The 20854-nt window shown below is 72.0% G+C and carries 9 protein-coding genes and 1 pseudogene; 4 read left to right on the plus strand and 6 right to left on the minus strand.

Going from position 1 to position 20854, the window contains the following annotated elements; all coding sequences use genetic code 11:
• Positions 1-35: 35 nt before the first annotated feature.
• From OG904_RS20670 to era, 3 genes and pseudogenes are all read left to right on the plus strand, one after another.
• Positions 36-1547, plus strand: a complete 1512-nt coding sequence (locus OG904_RS20670) for a beta-xylosidase (RefSeq protein WP_405493059.1) — start codon at positions 36-38, stop codon at positions 1545-1547.
• A 110-nt stretch (positions 1548-1657) separates the two neighbouring features.
• Positions 1658-1969 (plus strand): annotated as a pseudogene (locus OG904_RS20675) (WxL protein peptidoglycan domain-containing protein); the annotation flags it as partial.
• Positions 1970-2488: 519 nt separating this feature from the next.
• A complete protein-coding gene (gene era / locus OG904_RS20680; RefSeq protein WP_405498149.1) occupies positions 2489-3439 on the plus strand; it encodes a GTPase Era in 951 nt (316 codons plus the stop codon).
• 101 nt (positions 3440-3540) lie between these two features.
• Here the strand turns inward: era and OG904_RS20685 are convergent, their stop codons facing one another.
• The 5 genes from OG904_RS20685 to OG904_RS20705 all read right to left on the minus strand — a co-directional run bounded on the left by OG904_RS20685 (position 3541) and on the right by OG904_RS20705 (position 14823).
• Complete coding sequence (locus OG904_RS20685) at positions 3541-4203, minus strand: class I SAM-dependent methyltransferase (RefSeq protein WP_405493061.1); 663 nt, start codon at positions 4201-4203, stop codon at positions 3541-3543.
• A gap of 148 nt (positions 4204-4351) precedes the next feature.
• Entirely contained in the window at positions 4352-5167 is an 816-nt protein-coding gene (locus tag OG904_RS20690) for a GNAT family N-acetyltransferase (protein WP_405493063.1), read from the minus strand.
• A 27-nt stretch (positions 5168-5194) separates the two neighbouring features.
• Positions 5195-5464 (minus strand): protealysin inhibitor emfourin, encoded by a 270-nt coding sequence (locus OG904_RS20695; protein ID WP_405493065.1) that lies wholly within the window; start codon positions 5462-5464, stop codon positions 5195-5197.
• 161 nt (positions 5465-5625) lie between these two features.
• A complete protein-coding gene (locus tag OG904_RS20700) occupies positions 5626-6279 on the minus strand; it encodes a DUF6193 family natural product biosynthesis protein (RefSeq protein WP_405493067.1) in 654 nt (217 codons plus the stop codon).
• A gap of 9 nt (positions 6280-6288) precedes the next feature.
• Positions 6289-14823: a ricin-type beta-trefoil lectin domain protein gene (locus tag OG904_RS20705; RefSeq protein WP_405493069.1), complete on the minus strand. Its 8535-nt coding sequence runs from the start codon at positions 14821-14823 to the stop codon at positions 6289-6291.
• Positions 14824-15242: 419 nt separating this feature from the next.
• On the opposite strand from OG904_RS20705, the gene OG904_RS20710 reads away from it, so the two are divergent.
• A complete protein-coding gene (locus OG904_RS20710) occupies positions 15243-19640 on the plus strand; it encodes a LamG-like jellyroll fold domain-containing protein (RefSeq protein ID WP_405493071.1) in 4398 nt (1465 codons plus the stop codon).
• 138 nt (positions 19641-19778) lie between these two features.
• Here the strand turns inward: OG904_RS20710 and OG904_RS20715 are convergent, their stop codons facing one another.
• Positions 19779-20834, minus strand: a complete 1056-nt coding sequence (locus OG904_RS20715) for a M4 family metallopeptidase (RefSeq protein WP_405493073.1) — start codon at positions 20832-20834, stop codon at positions 19779-19781.
• Positions 20835-20854 lie beyond the last annotated feature (20 nt).

Genomic DNA, 20854 nt, shown 5'->3' on the forward strand with positions numbered 1-20854 from the left:
CCCCTGTCGGGGTACGGGATCCCAGGGGGCGGGCAGTGCGGACATCGGCGCGGCACAGAGGGTGGTCGGCGGCCGTCGGCATGGCGGTGCTGGCGGCAGCGGGCGGGGGAGCGCTGAGCGGGCCCGCCGCGGCGGAGGGTGCCGGGCCGGCCGCTGGGCCCCCCGGGCAGGTCGAGTTCCCGACGCACTGCCTGCCGCCCCAGGAGGCCGGGCTGCCGCCCGCCGACGGGACCACCACCGCCCGGATCACCGTCGACGATCCGGCGCCGCGGGTGGGCGACACCGTCACCGTGACCTACCAGGTGACCCGCACCCCCGCCGTGAACCCCCTCGCCGCCGGGCTCCCCGCCGACGTCCTCACCCCGACCGGGCGGATCGTGCTCGGGGGCGCGCAGGGCGGCGAGGTCACGGTCGTCGGAGCCAGGCACAACGACCCCGTCGCGGTGGGCGGGGCGCTGCCCGCCGTCACCATGACCGGCACCTTCACCGTCACCGCGCCCGGCGAGATCACCCTGGCCCCGGGCGGCTACACCCTGCACACCAGCCACCTGCTCGTACTCGACACCGTCTGCGCCGCCGCGGAGAGCCCGGTTCCGGCCCCGGTTCCGGCCCCGGTTCCGGCTCCGGTACCGGATCCCGTACCGAGTCCGGATCCGTCCGGAGGCCCGTCCTCGGATCCGTCCCCGTCCACCTCACCGGCCTCACCTGCACCGTCCGGGCCCCCGGTCGCGCAGCGGATCACCGCGACCCCGCTGCCGACGGCGAACCTGCGCGAGATCGGACTCGGGACGGCCGCGGGCGGACCGGGCGCCAAGGTCAGGGTCACCGGAGCCGGCTTCCTCCCCGGCGCGGCCGTCACCGTGGCCGGCCGGGCGGGCGCGGCCGAGACCGCCGACCGGGTCACGGCGAAGGCCGACGAGCTGGGCGTGGTCCTCGCGGAGCTGCCGGTCACGGACCGGGCGACCACGGCGGTCGTGGCGTACGAGGGCGCGGCCTGGACCCCCTCCCGGGGCTCGGGCCCGGCGGCGTACACGGTGATCGGCGCTACCCCGGTGCAGACGGGCACGCAGACGGGCACGCAGACAGGTACGCAGACGGGCACGCAGGCGGTGACGGCGGTCGTGGAGCCGGGCGCGCTCGGCATGACCCAGGAGGGCGAGGCCGTGACCCTGGGCGCGGTGCCGTACGGGGACGGCGGCGCGGCGGCCGGCCGGATCGGCACCGTCACCGTCCAGGACGCCCGGGGCGGACCCGCCGGGTGGTCGCTGATCGGGAAGGTCACCGATTTCACGGGCGCCGGCGGAGTCCGCATCCCGGGCGCCTCCCTGAGCTGGACCCCGTCGTGCGCGGCAGCCCCGGGCAGCCCCAGCGTCTGTACGCCGGGCAGCGCGGGCACGGTCGGACCCGACGGGGCGGTACTGGCCTCCACCGCGGACGCCGCGCTGGTCGGCGGCACCTTCACCGTCGACGCGCCCGTCACCCTCCAGGTCCCGCCGTACACCCCGCCGGGCGCCTACACGGCGGTGCTGACGCTGACGTTGTCGTGACCCGGCACCGGGCCGCCGCAGCCGCCGCGCTGGGCGGGGCCGTCGTCCTGCTGCTCCTGCTCCTGCTGCCCGCCGGACCCGCCGCGGCCGCCGACAACGGCCAGTGGTCCGTGCTGCCCGCCGCCAACGCCATCGGGCAGCGCCCCTACTTCTACCTCGCCGCCGCCCCCGGCCAGGCCGTCACCGACTCCGTCACCATCGCCAACCGCACCGACCGGCCCCGCACCTTCCGCCTCTACGCCGCCGACGCCTACAACACCGCCCGCGACGGCGGCTTCGCCCTGCGCGGCCCCGACGAGCCGCGCACCGCAACCGCCGCGTGGACGGAGCTGGCACGGGAGCGGATCACCGTCCCGGCCAAGACGGCGCTCAGCGTCGGGTTCACCCTCACCGTCCCCGACCGGGCCGAACCGGGGGACCACCCCGGAGCCATCGTCGCGCTGGAGGACCGGCCGGCCGGCACCGCCGTGCAGGGGATCGCCGGGCAGGGAATCGGGGTGCAGCAGGCCGTCGCCGCCCGCGTCTACCTCCGGGTCACCGGCCCGACCGCCCCCGCCCTGGCCGTCGAGGACCTGCGCACCACCCGGCGGGGCGCCGCCGGCGCGGAGGTCTCGTACACGCTCCACAACCTCGGCAACGTCACGCTCCGCCCCCGGGCCACCCTGACCGCCTCCGGGGCGCTGGGCCGCACCCTCTTTTCCCGCCCCCTCACCGGCCTGCCCGCCGAGCTGCTGCCCGGCCAGCAGGTCCGGCTCACCACCCGCTGGGCGGACCCGCCCGCACTGGAATGGGCCCAGGTCACGGTGGTGGCGCGGGCCGACGGGGCCACCGCCGGGGCCGGCACCGGACACGCCGCGCACCCCGCCCTGAACGCCCTGGTCGCGGCCGCTCTGGCCCTCGTGGCGGCAGCCTGGTCGGCGCTGGGAGCCGCATCGGGGAGAATGGCCCGTATGAGCGATCGTTCCCCCGAGACCACCAGCCCGCACCGTGCGGGCTTCGCATGCTTCGTCGGCCGACCCAACGCGGGGAAGTCGACCCTGACCAACGCGCTCGTGGGTACCAAGGTCGCGATCACCTCCAACCGGCCGCAGACCACCCGCCACACCGTCCGCGGCATCGTGCACCGCCCCGACGCCCAGCTCGTCCTGGTCGACACGCCGGGCCTCCACAAGCCGCGCACGCTGCTCGGCGAGCGGCTCAACGACGTGGTGCGCGCGACCTGGTCCGAGGTCGACGTGATCGGCTTCTGCCTGCCCGCGGACCAGAAGCTCGGCCCCGGCGACAAGTTCATCGTCAAGGAGCTCGCGGGGATCAAGAAGACCCCCAAGATCGCCATCATCACCAAGACCGACCTCGTCGAGTCCAAGGTGGTGGGCGAGCAGCTCATCGCGGTGCACCAGCTCGCCGAGGAGCTGGGCTTCGAGTGGGCCGAGATCGTCCCGGTCTCCGCGGTCGGCGACAGCCAGGTCCAGCTGCTGGCGGACCTGATCGCGCCGATGCTGCCCAAGAGCCCGCCGCTGTACCCGGAGGGCGACCTCACCGACGAGCCCGAGATGGTGATGGTCGCGGAGCTGATCCGCGAGGCCGCGCTCGAAGGCGTACGGGACGAGCTCCCGCACTCCATCGCGGTCGTCGTCGAGGAGATGATCCCCCGGGAGAACCGCCCGGCGGACCGCCCCCTGCTGGACATCCACGCGAACCTCTACATCGAGCGGCCGAGCCAGAAGGGCATCATCATCGGCCCGAAGGGCGCCCGCCTGAAGGAGGTCGGGATGAAGTCGCGCAAGCACATCGAGGCGCTGCTCGGCACCCCGGTCTTCCTCGACCTGCACGTGAAGGTCGCCAAGGACTGGCAGCGCGACCCCAAGCAGCTCCGCAAGCTGGGGTTCTAGCCCGTCCCGTCCGGATCGGGCAAGGCCCTCGGCGGACGGAGTCCGGCGCAGCGCCCCGAAGCCCGGGAGGCCCGCCAGGGCCGACCGGTGCGAGGGGCGCGTCAAGAAGAGAGCCGCCGCACCTTCACCGCGTTGTCCGTACGGGTCCCGGGCCGGCCGTCAGGCCGGTTCTGGACCCGTACGTGTTCCTCCGCCAGCAGCACCTCCCAGGCGCCGGCTTCCAGCTCCAGCCGGTCCACGACCTCGGCCGGGGTCGGGAAGTCCACCTCCGGGCGGTCCTCCTGCCAGGACGGCCACCCCGCGTGCCCGACCACGAGCAGGATCCCGCCGGGGGCCACGGCCGCGGCGGCCCGGCGCAGGATCCGCTCGCGCGGGAACTCTCCGAAGGTGTGCAGGAAGCACGCGGAGACCAGGTCGTACTCCCCGGCCGGGAAGGACTCCGCGAGGTCGTGCCGCTCCCACGCGGTGCGGTCCGAGACCCCGGCGTCGGCGGCGTGGGCCGCCGCCCGTTCCAGGGCCACCCCGGAGATGTCCGTCCCGGTGACGTGCCACCCCCTGCGCGCGAGCCACACGGCGTCGCCGCCCTCACCGCAGCCGAGGTCCAGGGCCCGCCCCGGAGCGAGCGCGGCGGCCTCCCGGGCCAGCACGTCGTTGGCCTCGCCGCTCCAGACCTTGTCGCTCTCGCGGTAGCGGGTGTCCCAGTACTCCTCGCCGACGATGGCGGCGGAGGCCCCGGGGGAGTGGTGGTCGTGCTCGTGCGCCATGGCGGCCTCTTTCCGGTCGGTACGGGTACGGGTGCCCGTGCCTCCGATGCTCCGTCCGAACCCCCGCCCCGACCAAGCGATCTTGCCGTTTCCGCAAAACGGCCGGCGGCGGCAGCGGCGGGGCGGCGGGCGGCTCACCGCCGGCGGATCACAGCGGCCGGTCCGCGATCAGGGCCGTGCCGACGGGGCGGAAGCCGAGTCGGGCGTAGAGGCGGGCCACGTCCTCGTCGCCGGCCGAGAGGAAGACCGTGCGGGCCCCGCGGTCCAGGGCGTCCGCGACCAGGGCCGCCGTCACCGCGAGGGCCAGGCCCTGGCGGCGGGCCGAGGGCAGGGTGCCGACGCCGACGACCTCGGCGACGTCCCCGACCGGGATGTACTGGCCGGAGCAGAGCACCACGCCGTCGCGCACGGCCGCCGCCAGGGCGGTACGGCCCGACTCGATCATCCCGGAGACCCGGACCCGGCGGCCTTCCGAGGCCGGCTCCCGCTCGGCCACCGCGAGCTCGGCCGGGCCCGCCTCGCCCACGGCGGTTCCGGGCGCGGCGAAGGCCAGCATCGGCACCGTCACCGCCGACCGCAGCAGCGGGTCGGCCGCGCCGAGCACGCGTACGTCCGCACGCGCGGGGACCCGTACCGCCGAGGGGTCGAGCACCATCAGCGGATGCGTGTGGACGCTCAGCCCGGCGGCCTCCGCGGCGGCCCGCAGGGAGGGGGTGGTTTCGGCCACCCACTCGAAGGACTCGGGGACCTTCAGCTCCCGCTGCCGGGCCAGCACCCGCTCGACGTCGGCCGGCGACACCTCGCCGCCGCCGAGCGCGGGCCGCCCGTAGTACGGCCAGCCGTCGGACTCCTGGACGAACAGGGTCAGCGGGCCGAAGTCCTCGGCCCGCGCCCCGCCGGCCCGGGGTGCCGCGTCGTAGTAGCGCTCCAGCTCGGGCAGACGGTCGGAAGGGTTCGTGATCATCCGGCCATCCAAGCAAGCGGGCGGCGGTCAGGCACCTTCTTTGAGTACGCGCGAGATCAGCGAGCGCTGTGCGTCCGACAGGTCCGGGTCCTGGCAGAGCACCGTCCGCCCGTCCACCGTGATCCGGTACGAGAACCCGTCGCGGATCCGGTCCGCCGCATGCCCCGGCGGACCGGGCCGCAGGGCCAGCTGGGCCAGCGCCTGCCACTCGGCCTCGTCGGGCAGGCCAGAGGTGTCCACCTCGGCCCGCCGCTCGATCCCCGCGAAACCGCCCGTCCGTACCACCTGAATCCGCATTGCCGTCATTGTTCCGGCTCCGGCGGGAGCGCCGCCACCCGATCGAGAAGGCCCGTCCGGCGAGATCCGGGGGAATCCGGCGGGATCCCGCCGCCCGAACACGCCGAAGGGGCGGTGACCGGATCGCTCCGGTCACCGCCCCTCCGTTCACCCGCTCACCGTCAGTGGTGCGCCAGCCAGTCGAGGAACCCCTCGATCATCTGTTCCGCCCCGCCCTCGGCCAGCGCCCCGCCCTCGTGCTGGAGGACGAAGCCCCTGCCCGCGCGACGGACGAAGGGGGTGTCGTACCGGGTGAAGCGCGAACTGCGCAGCATCCGGAACACGCCGTGGCTGAACACCGGGAACATCGAGGCCAACTCGGAGCGGGCATACGCCGCTTCGACGACCCCGCGCCAGTCCTCCTGAACCTCCCGGCGCACCAGGCGCCAGGCGACCTCGACCTCGTTGCCCTCCTGGTAGGCGAGCCGTAGCTCGTCCACCACCACGAACGGCCACCGCGCGCCCAGCTCCCGGGGCGGGACCCCGTCGAGCCAGTCCTGTGCGGACCGGGCGGCCCCGACGAGGTCGGGAGTCTCGGCCCGGGCAGCGGCCTGCCCCGCCCCGCTGAAGGTGAGCAGGAACCGGCGTTCCCGTACGGCGAGTCCGACGACCACACTGCGGTCGCCTTCCACCGCCCTCGCCCGGGCGGGCCCGTCCGGCCCGCCCAGGTCCTCGTACCCCGGGCCCGCCGCCGAGGGGGAGACCCCGTTCAGCACGGCGCCGAGACTCCCGGCGTCAGCGAGTTCCGGGTAGAGCGAATCACGGCTCTCGGTCATGGATCCCTCCTAGTTCTTCCTCGGCGGCGGCTGTCCGGCGCTCACCCGCAATGCCGCCCAGTCCGGTTCGGGCATCTGTTCCTTGGTCAGCGGTACGCCGTCCAGGTACCAGGAGATGTCGGACCATTCCTGATCCCCGACGTATGCGTAGTATCCGACGCGGGACATCTCCCATTGAGTGCCGGGGCCGTCTGTGGGACCACCATTCTTGACACCTCGGCGGTAGGCCTCGGCGAAGATCTCCGGGGCGGTCCCGAACTTCCCCTGATCCTCGTGCAGCACGCCACCCAGGTCCACCGCGATGTTGACCCGGTCGTTCGTGAGGGCGTTGTTCACCTCCACGGCCCACTGCGGATACGCGTTGCCGTGGTAGTACCCGTAATCGTCGTTGTTCAGGGTCATCCCGCCCACAATGCTGTCGGCCACGGGGTCGCCCACCTCCTTGAGACCGAGCACCAAGGTGTCACCGGCGCCCGGCGAGCGCCCCAACGGCTCCTTGCCACAGTGGTTGTGGACCAGGATCGGCGTCGCGCCCGCCAGGACGTAGAAGGTGTGGAGCTCGCCGACCGTCAGGTTGTAGCGGGTCGCGGTGCCCGGGGTCGCCTCGACCGAGACCACGCGGACCGCGCGGCCGTCGGGTGTGGTCAGCGCGTGCCCGGAGACCAGGCCCGCAGCCGGGACCCACGTGTCCGTGGTCGCGTCCCAGAAGGGGTGCTCCGAGGTGGTGTGGAGCGTCTCCACATCGCCCGCGGACACCTCGACGGTGAGGTCGATCAGGTCGCTGTCGTCATGTGCCCAGGTGGCCACGACCGTACGGCCGCCCGCGTCCTGCCCGTTGTCCGGGTCGGCCGCCTCGACCTTGTCGCCCGCGGTGATCTCGGCGATCGGCTTGGCCGTCCCGCCGTGCATGAGGACCGGGGTTTCGGGCGAGAAGCTGCACGTCGTGCCGGGGGTTCCGGTGCTCGGTTCGTCCGCTCGCGCCGAAGTGCTGGCTGCTCCCTCCGCCGCGTCCTGCGGGGTGCTGCCCCTCTCCGGGGCACCCGCGTTGCCGCCGGCCGAGTCCTTCGCGGCCTCCTTGGCGGCGCCGCCTTCCGAAGCCGCGCCCTTGGGGCCCGTCGGGCCCGCCTCGCCGGAGGCTCTGGCCTCCTTGCTCGCGGCGCCGGCGTCCTCATGGGCGGCTTCCGACACCCCTTCCCCGCCGGGGCCGGGACCGCAGTCCCCCAGGAGCGCGCCGCACGTCGCGACGAACGCGCCGGCCGCGGCTTCGGCACAGACCGGGGAGAGCACACCACCGGTCCCCGTGACGCAGACGTAGGCGGCCGCCAGGATCACGACGGTCACGAGCACCACGACGATGACCGGTGCGGCCTTCTCGATGTAGTGACCGACGCAGCCCCAGAATCCGTCGCAGTCGTCATCGTCGTCGCCGCCGCCCCCGGAGGAGACCGTGGTGGTCGTCGTGACGGTCGTGGTGGTGGTCGGGGACGGGGACGGGGGCGCCGGGGTGTGGCCCGGGTTCTGGCCGTAGCCGTCGCAGAGGTCCTTGGGGCAGGCGCCGCTGGGGTCGCTGCTGCTGGCCGGGTTGTCGGCCGCGTACGTGTACCCGCCCATCTGGTTGGGGTCGCCGGCCTCGAAGACCGGGTCCGGGCCGAGGAAACGGCCGCTCACGGCGTCGTAGTCGCGGGCGCCGAGCAGGTTCAGGCCGGAGGAGGTGTCCAACGGTTGGCCGAGGAAGCCGCGGTTCTCGTCGGGTGAGACCCAGGACGTGGGTTTCGGACCGCGTGCGTTGCCGTACGGGTCGTAGTACCGGCGCGTGGCGAGCAGGCTGCCCGCGTCGATGGACGTGGTGGAGGTGCCCTGAGCGTTGGGAACCTGGTAGCTGACGGCACCGGCACTGGTGCGTGTGATGGTGGTGCCGTCCGGTCCGCTGTAGTGGCGCAGGCCCGTCCAGGTCTTGGCCGTGACGTTCAGGGTGATCTGCTCGGCACCGCCGAACAGGTACAGCACCCGGGTCTTGTCCGCGCCGCCCGCCGCGCCGGTCTGGATGAGTAGGCCGCCGTCGGCGTCGTACAGGTACTTGGCGGCGGTGCTGGTGGTGCCGGTCACCGTGGTGACGCCGGCCGTGCGGCCCTCGCTGTCATAAGTGAGCGTCTGGGTCTGGCCGGCCGGGACGGCGCCGGTGCCGGCCGTCGTCCACACCTGTCCGGCGCTGCCGCAGGCGGCCAGCGTCAGCTGGGTGCCCGTGGTGGCGTTGGCGGCCGGGTCGGTCAGACACATGGCGCTGTTGGCCGCGTTGACCAGGGTGCCTGTGGTGGTCGCCTTCCACGTCTGGGTGGCGTCCGCGCCGCAGGTGTCGATCACCACGAGCGCGCCCGCGGTGGTGGCGTTGGCCACCGTGTCCAGACACATGCCGAGCACCTTGACGGTGCCGTCCGTGCCAATGGTCCACGTCTGCGCGGTGCTGGTGCCCGAGCAGGTGCCGACCTGGACCTTGGTGCCCGGAGCGGTGACGCCGCCGGCGTCCTCCACGCAGAGCTTCCCGCCCCCGGAGAGGGCGAAGCCGGTGGTCAGCGGGCCGGTGGTGCTCACCTTTCGGGTGATGGTGTTGCCGCTGTTCTTGTTGCCGTACGCCGGGTCGGTGTACGTGTTCGTCCACGTCGCCGAGCCGTTCGCAGGATGGCTGCTGACCGTGGTGCCCGCCTGGTTGGGCAGGGTGGCCGCGACCGTGCCGTCCGTGCCCGTGTAGGCGATGGACTGGGTCGTGTCCGCCAGCGCGTTGCCACCCGGGTCGTGATTCACCAGGCCGGTGCGGTCACCGAGCTGGTCGAAGGTGTACGTCTGCCAGTACGCGGCCGGGCCGCCGACCGTGGTGGTCTTGATCTGCCCGGTGCTGGTGGTCTGGACACGGGAGCTGTTGCAGCCGCCGACCGCACCCACCGGAGCCGCTGTGGGAGAGGTGATTCCCGCCGTGTCCGTCCAGGCCTGGGTCAGGCGCTGGAAGGAGTTGTAGGTGAAGCACTGGGTGTCGTGCGTGGTGTTGTTCTGCAGGTCGTCGATCGCGGTGACTTCGCCGACCTGGTTGTAGCGGTAGTTGACCACGTCCAGGGCCGTGGCCGACGTCTGCACCATGCTGCTGGTCTGCGTCACCCGCCCGGTGGTGGTGTCGTACTGGGCGAAGACGGCGGCCTGCTTGCCGCTGGGGCCGTAGTTCGCCTGCTGGACCCGCCCGAGGGCGTCGTGGACCGTGGCGGACAGGTAGGCCGGGGTGTTGGCCGCGTTGATGTAGCCGCCGAAGGTGTCCAGGTTGCCCTGCTGCGTGTACCCGTAGTCCACGTCCTCGGCCGGCAGGTTGCCGTCGGCCTGGTAGTGGGTGGTGGACAGTAGACCGGCCGTGGGTGTGTGGTCCGCCGACATCGTGTACGTCACGGTGCCGGTGGCGGGCGCGGCGCTCTGGCCGGCCGCCGCGAAGCCCTCGGACGCGGGGATGGTCAGGCTGTTGCCCGTCGACTGGTAGGCGGTGTCGTAGCCGGTGACCGCCTTGGTGTACGCCTTCCCGGTCGAACCCCCGATGTAGCGGGTGGACGAGGTCGGGTACCCCTTGGCAAGAGTGTCGAAGACCCAGCCGGCCTGGAGCTTGGCCGGATCCGGCGTGGCCTGCCAGGGGCCGGAGTACTCGGCGGTGCGGCGGTTGTTCCAGTCGTAGGTGAAGGAGAGCACCTGGCCGCGGGCGTCCGTGGCCTGGAGCAGGTTGCCCGCCACGTCGTACTTGTCGAAGGTGCCCGTACCGGCGTTCGGATCGGACTGCGAGAGCCGCTGGCCGAGGAAGTTGTAGCTGTACGACCAGGTGTTGCCGGCGTTGTCCTTGACGGACTCGACCTGCCCGGCCGGCGTGTACGTGTAGTTGGTGGTCGCGTTGGCAGGCGGGACGGCTCCTGCGGTGCCCTTCTTCCACAGCACCGTGCTGTTGTCGGCCGCCACCACGACCGCGGTCGAGTCGGCGCGCACCCGGAAGGTGGAACCCGTCGAGGCCGCGAGGCCAGTCGTCCACTTCACGACGCCCGAGGTCGTGTACACCACGAGGTTGCCGTCGGCGCCGTACTTGGCGAAGGCGCCCGGGTTTCCGGCGGTGCCGCTGGACCAGATGGTCTTGCCGGTGGCCACCGCGCTCAGCACCAGATCGCCGTCCGCCTGCATGGTCAGGCGCACGCTGTTGGAGGCGAGCGAGGTACCGGAAGGAATCACGTCGCCGCCGCGCACCATCACGGTGGCGTCGGTGTTCTGGGCCACCGTGCGCACGGTCTGGCCGAGCGCGTTGGAGTACGCCGAGGTCTTGCGCCCGCCCGCCGGGGGCGTGCTGTCGGTCTGGTCGGCGCCCGGATAGGCGGTGGAGCTGTGCCACTGCTCGACGGCCTGGTGCCAGAGGGTCGAGGTGACGGACCGGCCCTGGCCGTCGTAGGCGACGGTGGACTCCGAGGGGATCTGGTTCTCGTTCGCCGCGAAGAGCGTGCCGGAGGGCCCGGAGGTCGGCTCGTAGTACGGGGCGTACGAAGTGACGGGCCACCCGTGCGAGTCGTAGAACGTGTCGCTCACGATCCGGCCGGTGTCGTTGTCGCCCTGCGGCATGCCCTGCGACTGGCGGGGCTGGAGCATGCCGTCGTAGATGGCCACGTTGACCGTGTAGGTGCCGTCCTCGCGCAGCGTCTTCGAGGTGACGGAGGTCGGGCTGCCGGGGTGGGTGATCGTGTCACCGGGGGCCGCGACGGCGCCCGGGTTCACGGAGTACGTGAACAGGCGGTCGGCGCTCTGGCCGGCTCCCTTGTCGCGACCTGGCAGCCACACCGCGGTGCGGCGGCCGAGCGCGTCGTAGGTGATGTCGGTCCTGCGGCCGTTCGCGTCGACGTGCTGGGTCTCCAGCCCGCGCAGCGGGGAATGGGTGGAGGTGACCAACCAGTTCTTGCTGTTGGTCGTCTTGACCGTGGTGGGGGTGGTGTTGTTCCCGGCCGTGTCCCAGGCCGGGGTGAAATCGGTGTGGGTGTTCTGCCCGGTCGCGTCGAGCGCGTCGGTGACGCGGCCGATGCCGTCGTACTTCATGGCGGCCGTGGTCTGCCAGTTCTCCGTGGTGCCGGTGAACCCGCCGGCCATCTGCGCGCCGGTCGCCGCGGCGTTCGCCGAGACCTGGCCGAAGGTGCCGAGTCCGGTGAGGGTGCCGTCCCCCTTGTAGTAGATCTTCCGGTCGGACAGCAGCGTCGAGGCGCTCACGGCCGTGCCGCAGGCACCGTGCACCTGGGTGATCTGATCCGCGTACGCGGTCATCGCCGGGTTGGTGGCCGGAGCACTCGCGTACTGGGTGGTGGTGCACTTCTCCTGGCCGTGGTCGCTCACGTCGCCGTACGCGTCGACCGTGGACTGCCGTCCCTGCGCGTCGTATGTGGTGTCCGTGCGCGTGTGCCGCCAGGTGCCGTCGGCGAGTTTGGCGTAGGCGTGGCCCTGGGTGCTCTTCATCCGGCGGGCGACGAGCGGGGGCAGCGTGGACAGGGCGGGCTTGGTTTCGCCCGGGTGGTCGGTCTGCTCCCAGTCGCTCCACGCGGTCTGCGGGACCGTCGCGGTGGTCGTGGTGGTGAAGGGGCCGTTGACGGTGGACGCGGAGATCGTGCCGCCGGCGGCCGTGTAGATGTCCTTCTGGAACTCGGTGGCCGCCAGGTGGTCGGCGTCCGTGACGGTCTGCACGACCGTGCCACCGACCTTGGCGTCCACGGTGACCGAGCGGCGGCTGCCGTCGGCCTTGTAGTCGCCGTCCATGCCCTGGAGGTAGGTGGAGACCGTCTGCGTGACGGGCTCGGGCGCGCGGCCGGTCTGTACCGTCACCGTGCGGAAGCCGCGGAACTGGCCCCAGGTGCGGTACTGGTCGTCGTTGAAGGGCGAGTCGTCGCGGTGCCAGGCGGCACCCGCGTAGCTGTACGTGGCCACCCGGGACGAGGAGCCTGCCGGGGCCGCCTTCCCGTCGGGGGTGTACGTCGAGGCGATCGTCAGGTCGGAGGTGGTGACCTGGTGGACGGTGATCTTGTTGAACCAGTCCTCGATCGGCTTCGAGGCGCCCGGCACGCTCCAGTACACCGGGTAGCAGGAGTTGGTGTTCGAGTCCGCGGTGGCGAAGGAGAGTGTCTTGCCCGCGCAGGGAGCCAGGTTGTAGTCGACCGCGATGGATTCGCCGGTCTCCGTCTGGATGGTCGACATGCGCGGGTGGTACAGCGGCGGGGCCGAGGGCATCACGTCGTTGACGCGGTTGTCGATCTCGGTGCCCGTGAACGCCACCTTGTTCAAGGTGATGTCGCTGTTGCTGTTGTTGTACGTGTCCTTGCCGGTGTGCTGGATGGTCTGCAGCCACATCACGGCCTGGAGGAAACCGGAGTGCGCCGGATCGACCGAGGTGCCCGTGACCGGGTCGACGGAGCCGCCCGCGTCGGAGAAGACGTGGCCGAGCTGGTACGAGTCGACCGCGACCAGGGCATCGGTGTTCGTGTTCTTGACGTGCACCTTGGTGGTGATGGAGTCGAGGCGCGTGGTGGACCAGAAGGTCGGGCCCCCGATGACGCACACGTCCGCGGGGACCGTGGTGGAGCCGTCCGGGATGACGGTCTTGTCCGTGGAGTCGCAGTGCTGGTCCCACGGGGTGTCCGGCCAGTGCGGGGAGGTCGCGTCCTTCAGGTTGTCGGCCGAGCAGTCCGTGAACGTCGCATCGGTCTGGCAGCGCTGCTTGGAGTCGAAGACCACCTGCGCCGACGGGGTGCGCTTGGCCAGCTCATCGGTGAGCGTGTAGCCGTACGAGATGGAGTCGAGCCGACCGCCGCGGGTGTACGGGGTCAGGGCGCCGAAATCGCCGGTGGGTGCCTGGCCGCCGCCGAGGCTGTAGTAGTTCGATTCGGTGGAGTAGTCGTACCGCTGGACCAGGCCGTTGGGTGAGACGACGAAGTCCAGGTTCCAGCGCCAGCCCTCGGGCTTGGCGCAGCGCGATGCCTTGCCCTTGGCCGAGTCGTAGCAGGGGTCCCCGGACTGGGGGTGGAGGACGGGCACGCCCCAGGCGGAGTCCGTGGCGTCGTCGGTGGGGGTCCCGGACTGCGGGACCGCAGCGGTACCGACGCCCGCGGGGGCGTGGTTCGAGCCGAAGTAGGCGGCCGAGCCGTCGGTGGTCAGGACACGGAAGTACGTGCCGTCCTGGAGGCCGTTGGCCGCGCCGGACAGCTCCTGGACGACGGTGCCGTCGTCACCGCTCAGCTTCCACTGGCGCAGCAGGCCGGGGACGCTCGCGTCCTTGGCGTCCGCGACGAGGACGCCGGAGTGCGGGCCGAAGGAGACCGTCGCGTTCGCTCCGCCCCAGCACTCGTCCCCGGAACCCTTGACGATCTTGTCGCCACTGCCGTCGCGCAGGCTGCCGCAGCCGCGGTACGTGCGCTCGACGAAGCCGGGGTCGTAGTTCCAGCCGTCGCCGATCCAGGAGGACTGGGAGTTGCGGGCGGAGGTCTCGCCGTCCACGGCCTGGGAGTCGTACGACAGGCCCACGGAGGGCGCGTTGCCGCCCAGGCCCGCCGGGACGTTGACCGGGTACGAGTACGTGAACGAGCCCGTGCCGCTGGCCTGCCAGGAACCGGAGGGGTTCAGGGAGGTGGCCGCGTAGTCGCCCTGGGAGCCGCCGCTGCCGGAGGTCACGGCGAGGGTGGTGCCGGACGAGGCCGTCGCGGCCGCCATCGTGAACATGACCGGCTCGGCGCCCTTGGGGGCCGCCGGGGCGGTGGTCGGGGCGGTGGTCGGGGCGGTACTGCCGAGGGTGACCGTGGCGGTCAGCTGGTCGGCGGTGGCCCGGTTGGTGAAGGGAATCTCGGTACGGGTGCGGCACTTGGCCAGCTGCGGGGTGGTCAGCGCGCACTCGGGCATCTGGACCAGCTGGAGGCGGGAGCCGTAGCCGCCGCCGTACGCCTTGGCCAGGGAGCCGTAGTCGATGACGACCTGGACCCTGCCGGACGCCGCGGCCGCGCCCGCGCCCGTGGGCTTGACCGAGACCAGCATGCCGTTGGCGCCGGCCCGCAGGGTCTGGTCGTGGGTGGCGATCTCGACACGGACCGCGTCGGGGGCGGCAACGCCCGTGGCGCTCTTGGCGTCTGCCGCCGGCGTCACCGGAGCCACCCACACGGGCAGCGGGCCCGCCTTGACGGGTGCCTCCGAGCCCTTGGCGTGCTGGTTGCCGGTGGCCAGGTTCACCGTGGCGGATCCGGCCTGCGGCCAGGAGGTGCGCCCGGGTGTGTAGGGCTTGATCGGCTGGTATCCGGCCGGGTGCCCCTGCTCCGGCCCGGGGCTCAGGTCATGGCCGCCGACCCCGGCGATCTGGGAGACCTTCTCCGGCTTCCACACCTTGCCGTCGAAGCGGTAGTGACCGGCCTGGCCGTTGCGGCCCTCCCAGTCGTCGCCCTTGCCCAGGCCCAGCAGGTGCAGGTCCATGCCCTGCGTGAAGACCACCGGCAGGAGTACGGAGGGGGTGGCCAAAAATGCCACGCCCAAAAGGGTCTTGCCACCCCATATCCGGAATCTCCTGCTCGCGAACCATCGATGTCGCGCTGTCAACGTGCTGTCCCCCATAGTTCCGCGTCACAGGTGTGTGACCGGCGGAGGCTATTGATGTGGTTGGGGTTTGATCAATACGGTTCACTCGTCACCGAGTTCGAATGAATCTGGCCATTCCTGTGTACGAAGTGCACCCCTTTACCCAGGACGAACAACCAGCCAATCGGACAAATGGCGGCCCCTGTCGCGCCGCACCGCCGCAGCGCTGCCGCTGGTGCATGGGGGAATCGAAGATTCCACTTCACTCGATCTTGCAAGGAATTTGACCAATGCATGACCAATATGCCCGGAGTCCACGGCAGTTCAGACATTTGACGCTGCCTCAGAAACTTCTGACGGCACTTTTTTCCGTGGCCCTGGCCGCACCCGCTCTGCCCGCCATCGCGCAGGATGCAGACCCGGCCACCGGCAGCCCCCTGCTCACCGCACAGCAGGAAGCGGTCTCCAAGGGCAGCACCGTGCCCGTGGACGCGCTGACCACGCAGACCACCACCGTGAAGGCCAACGCCGACGGCTCCTTCACCAGTTCCACCGCCCTCATGCCCGTACGCGTCCGCAAGGACGGCAAGTGGGTCGCGGTCGACGCCACTCTCGGCCGCAACACGGACGGCACCTGGTCCCCCCGGGCCACCCCGCACGCGGTGGCCCTCTCGGGCGGCGGCGCCGGCCCGGCGGTCCGCCTCACGCACGAGGACGGCAGCAAGCTCGCGCTGACCATGCCGTTCCCGCTGCCCGCGCCGGACGTCTCCGGTGACACGGCCCTGTACCGCTCGGTGCTTCCGGGGGTCGACCTCTCCCTGTCGGTCACCGAGCAGGGCGGCTTCAGCGACATCCTGATCGTGCGCGACGCGGCCGCGGCCGCCGACCCGCGGATCAAGGAGCTGAAGCTCGCCACCGCCACCGAGGGCCTGAAGCTGACCGCGACGCCCTCCGGCGGCATGGAGGCGAAGACCTCCGCCGGCACCCTGGACTACGTCTCCCCGCGCCCGGTGATGTGGGACTCCGCCACCACCGCGGCCGCCGACGCGGGCGCGGCTCCGAGCGCCCCCTCGGGCAGCACCCCGGTCGCCGCCGGCGCCCACGCCGTCCGCGTGAGCGCGCTCGCCGGCCCCGCCGCCGAAGGGACCCCCGCCTCCTCGGTCGAGGGCCCCGGCCCCGGCGCCCAGGTCGACCAGGTCCCCATGACCACGACCCCGACCGCGCTGACCCTGCGCCCGGACACCTCCGTGCTCAGCGACCCGGACACCGTGTACCCGGTCTACATCGACCCGTACACCAACCCGGTCTCCGGCAAGTCCGGCCACTACACCGAGGTCTACTCCAGCTCCTCGTGCTCCAACAGCCCGCAGTACGACAAGCCGCAGTCCGGCGGCGAGGGCGTGGGCTACCAGCGCTGGGGCGGTGCCTGCGGCAGCGGCATGGAGCGCTCGTTCTACGGGATCGACACCAGCGGGCTCTCCTCGCAGATGGTGATCTCGAACGCCCTGATCACGGTGAACTCCACCTACGCGGCCAGCTGGGACTGCTCCAAGGACCAGCCGATCACCCTGCACACCACCGGCAGCATCAACTCCGGCACCACCTGGAACAACCAGCCGGGCACCAACGACGGCACCCACCCCGCCGTGCGCACCACGATCCCCAGCGGCGCCAACTCCAGCAGCAGTTGCAGCAACCACACCGCCAGTTTCACGGTGACCAACCAGGCGCAGAAGATCGCCGACGCGGGCATCACCACCTGGACGGTCGGGCTCTTCGGTGACGAGTCGAACTCCAGCGGCAACGACAACTACCTGCGCGTGTCGACCGTGATCTACCTGACCACGAGCTTCGACATCCCGCCGAACGCCCCGGACAACCTGTACACCACCCCGTCCGCGGCCGGCGCCGCCGGTAACTGTGTGATCAACGGCCTCGGTTGGGTCGGCGCGACCTCGTACGGCGACGCGGGCAGCAACCTTCAGCTGCACTCCCGGGTCACCACCAACGTCTCCGGTGAACTGGCACAGGCCGTCTACGAGTTCTGGGACCGCACCCAGCTCACCAACGGCAACCCCACCACCATCGCCACCCCCGCCAGCTCGTACGTGGGCTCCGGCACCGACGCCGCCGTCCCGGTCGGCATCGCCCTCAAGGACGGCCACGAGTACGGCTGGGACGCGTACGCCAAGACCAACTCGTCCGCCCACCTGACCTCGTCGGTCGGCGACCACTGCTGGTTCCGTACCGACTTCACCGCGCCGGAGACCCCGAAGGTCACCGCCAACGCCTCCTTCCCGCCGGTCGGCGGCGGAGCCGGCAATCCGGTCGTGTACGCCGCCCCCGGCCGCACCACCGAGTTCAACGTCAGCGCGGCCGACCGCGCCCCCGCGGCCACCTGCACCCCGGGCCCCTGCCTGTCCAGCGGCGTCGACCACTTCGTGTGGCGGCTCGACAGCCAGCCCACCGCCCAGGTGGGCACCACGGTCGGGCTCACCGGCACCGACGCCGGCGGCGTGGCGAGTGCCAAGCTCACGGTCCCCGTGACGGCCTGGGGCGTGCACACCCTGTACGTCGCCGCCGTGGACAAGGCCGGGAACCTGTCCCAGACCCCGGTCGGCTACACCTACACCGTCCCGTGGAACCCCGACACCAAGATCACCCCCGGTGACATCGGCGGCGACGGGATCCCCGACCTGCTGGCCACCACCCGCACCGGCGACCTCCTCCTGCTTCCCGGCAACACCGACGCCGCGCAGCCGGTGGCCCCGGTCCAGAGCGGCCCCGTGTCCGAGCCCACCACCCCGGCCGGCGGCCCCGTGACCGTGGCCACGGCCGCGCAGTCCCCGGACGGAACGGGCTGGAACAACTACCTCATCGCGCACCGCGGCAACCTGCACGGCAGCGACGTGGACGACCTGATCGCCTTCAACAAGGCGAGCCACAACCTCTACGTGGCCAAGAACGACCTCGACCCGAACGTCGACACCGCCTTCCCGCGGGTCCCGTACTCCACGTACGGCGGCTTCACCGGCAAGCGCTACTCCCTGGTCCTGAAGGAGGGCTGCGAGCAGGCGACGCGCGTGGCTGACGACACCCGCTGCCGCACCGCCGGCTACAACGCCTCCGACTGGAACATCGAGCAGCTGATCACCCCGGGCAACCTGTACGGCAACACCACCGACTACCCCGCGGTGATCACCGTCGAGGGCAAGAAGCTGTGGATCTACCAGACCGACGGCGGCGGCCACTTCAAACACCCGCTGCTGCTCGGTGACGGCGACTGGTCGGGCTACACGCTCCTCGGCCCGGGCACCGTCGGCGGCACCCTCACCAAGGACGCCGACGGCAAGGGCACCGTCACCGGCGGCTCCGCCGTCATCTGGGCCCGCGACGACATCAGCGGCTCGGTGCTCTCCTTCCCGATCTCCGTCGATGCCACCACCCTGGTGCCCTCGCTGCTGCACGCCCCGGTGCGTTCGGCGCTCACCGCCACGGTGACCACGACCGACGGCCAGAAGCTCTGCCTCGACGTGGACCACGCCAGTGCGGCCAACGGCACCCGCGTCCAGGTCTGGTGGTGCAACCAGACCAACGCCCAGAGCTGGACCCTGATGGCAGACGGCACGCTCCGGGCCATGGGCGGCTGTCTGGACGTCAACAACAACGGTTCGACCAACGGCACCATCGTGCAGCTGTGGTCCTGCCACCCCGGCGTCGCCGCCCAGCAGTGGGTCCTCAGCCCCGGTGGCGGTCTGATGAACCCCAGCTCCGGCAAGTGCCTGGACGACCCCAACGCCAACCAGACCCCTGGCACCCAGCTGGTCATCTACACCTGCAACCAGACCAACGCGCAGGGCTGGACCGGCAGCGCCGCGGCCGGCTGGGCCACCAACCAGCCCACCCCGCTGGCTCCGGTCCTGACCGCGGCCGACTACCCGGCGGTCATGTCCCCGGGTGACCTGAACAGCCCGGCCGGCGGCCCCGACGGCAACCCCGAGCTGTACGCCGTCGACGCCAACAGCCAACTCCTGGAGTACCCGGGAACGGCCGCCCAGGGAACCGCCGCCACCTTCGCCGCCCCCACCTCGCTGGGCTCGGTCGGCAACACCGCCACTCACGGCTGGCGACTGAACGAGGGCACCGGCACCTCCGCGGCCGACTCCCCGGGCAACCTCACCGCCACACTGGGCGGCGCGTACAGCTGGGCCACGGACGCCACTCGAGGCAAGGCGCTCCAGCTCTCCGCCACCACGGGGTACGCGGCCACCGCGGGCCCGGCGGTGGACACCACCGGCAGCTTCACCGTCTCGGCCTGGGTCAAGATCGGCTCGCTGTCGGCCAACTCCACCTTCGTCTCGCAGCAGGACGCCGCGGGGAACGCGAGTGCGTTCCAGCTGTACTACTCCTCGGGCGCCAAGGGCTGGGCCTTCGGCACGCGCCACGGTGACCCGGCGAGCTCGACCTGGCAGGCGGCGTACGGCCCCCAGGCCGTGGTCGGCCGGTGGACCCACCTCGTCGGCGTGTACGACGCGGCCGCCGGCCAGATGCTGCTGTACGTCGACGGCAAGCTCGCCGGGAGCCGGGAGTACACGGGCGCCTCGTGGGTCGGCAACGGCAGCGTCCAGATCGGGCGCAAGGTGTGGCAGGGCGTGTACGGCGAGTACGCGAACGGAGTGGTGAGCGACGTCCGGATCTACCCGACGGCGCTGCCCGCGACGAGCGCCGCGGCCATGGGCGACCTGCCGGGGATCAGCCAGCTCGACTGATCGCCGGTGTTCGGGATTCCCCGAACCCCGAACCCCGAACCCCGAACCCCGACCACCGGAACCCGTAATTCCGTGATTCCCCCGGACCGTTCCCCCCGGGCGGCGCAACCGCGACCGCCCGGGGGGGAACGTCTTTCGTCACCCCAGTCCGACCGCCGACCACGCCTTCTGCAGCGCCTGGTGTTCCGGGCCGCCCTCCCCGTACCGGGCCACGGCCGCGGTGACCGTCAGGGCGGCGAACCGCGCGAAGTCCGCCTTCGGGCCGAGCTGCCCGCCGGTCAGCGTGTCGTACCAGATCCGCCCGGCCCGCTCCCAGGCCTTGCCGCCGAGCTCGGTGGCCACGATCCAGAAGGCGTGGTTGGGGATGCCGGAGTTGATGTGCACCCCGCCGTTGTCGCGGGAGGTGCGGACGTAGCCGTCCATCGTCCCGGGCTGCGGGTCCTTGCCGAGCTCGTCGTCCTCGTACGCCGTCCCGGGCGCCTTCATCGACCGCAGGGCGGAGCCGCTGTCCACGGACGGCCCGAGCAGCCCGGCGCCGATCAGCCAGTCGGCCTCCTCGGCGGTCTGGTCCAGCGAGTACTGCTTGATGAGGGAGCCGAAGACGTCGGACATGGACTCGTTGAGCGCGCCGGACTGGCCGTAGTACTCCAGGTTCGCGGTGTGCTGGGTGACCCCGTGGGTCAGCTCGTGCCCGATGACGTCGACGGACACGGTGAAATCGAGGAAGAGGTCGCCGTCCCCGTCGCCGAAGACCATCTGGCTGCCGTCCCAGAAGGCGTTGTTGTACAGCCGGTCGTAGTGGACGCTGGCGTTCAGCGGCAGGCCGGCGTCGTCGATGGAGTGGCGGCCGAAGGCCTTGAGGTACAGCTCGAAGGTGGCGCCGAGCCCGGCGTAGGCACGGTTGACGCTCGCGTCCTTGGTGGCGTCCGCCCCCTCCTCCCGGACCTTCTTGCCGGGCAGCCGGGTGTGGTGCTGTGCGTCGTAGATGGTCCGCCCCGGGGTGTCGGGCGGGGAGTCCCCCGAGGGCGGCAGGACCGCCATCAGGCGCCGGACCCGGTTGGAGGCGTCCAGCTCGAGGGTCCGCCGGGCGGCGGCCGCCCGGGCGGGGTCGGCGGACCGGGCGATCTTGTCCAGGAGGTGCGGCGGCACCACGGTGCAGAAGGCGGGGCGACGGTGGGGGAGGAAGGCATCCATGCCCGGCAATGTGGCAGTGG

It is taken from the genome of Streptomyces sp. NBC_00096, assembly GCF_045041305.1.
GTDB lineage: Bacteria > Actinomycetota > Actinomycetes > Streptomycetales > Streptomycetaceae > Streptomyces.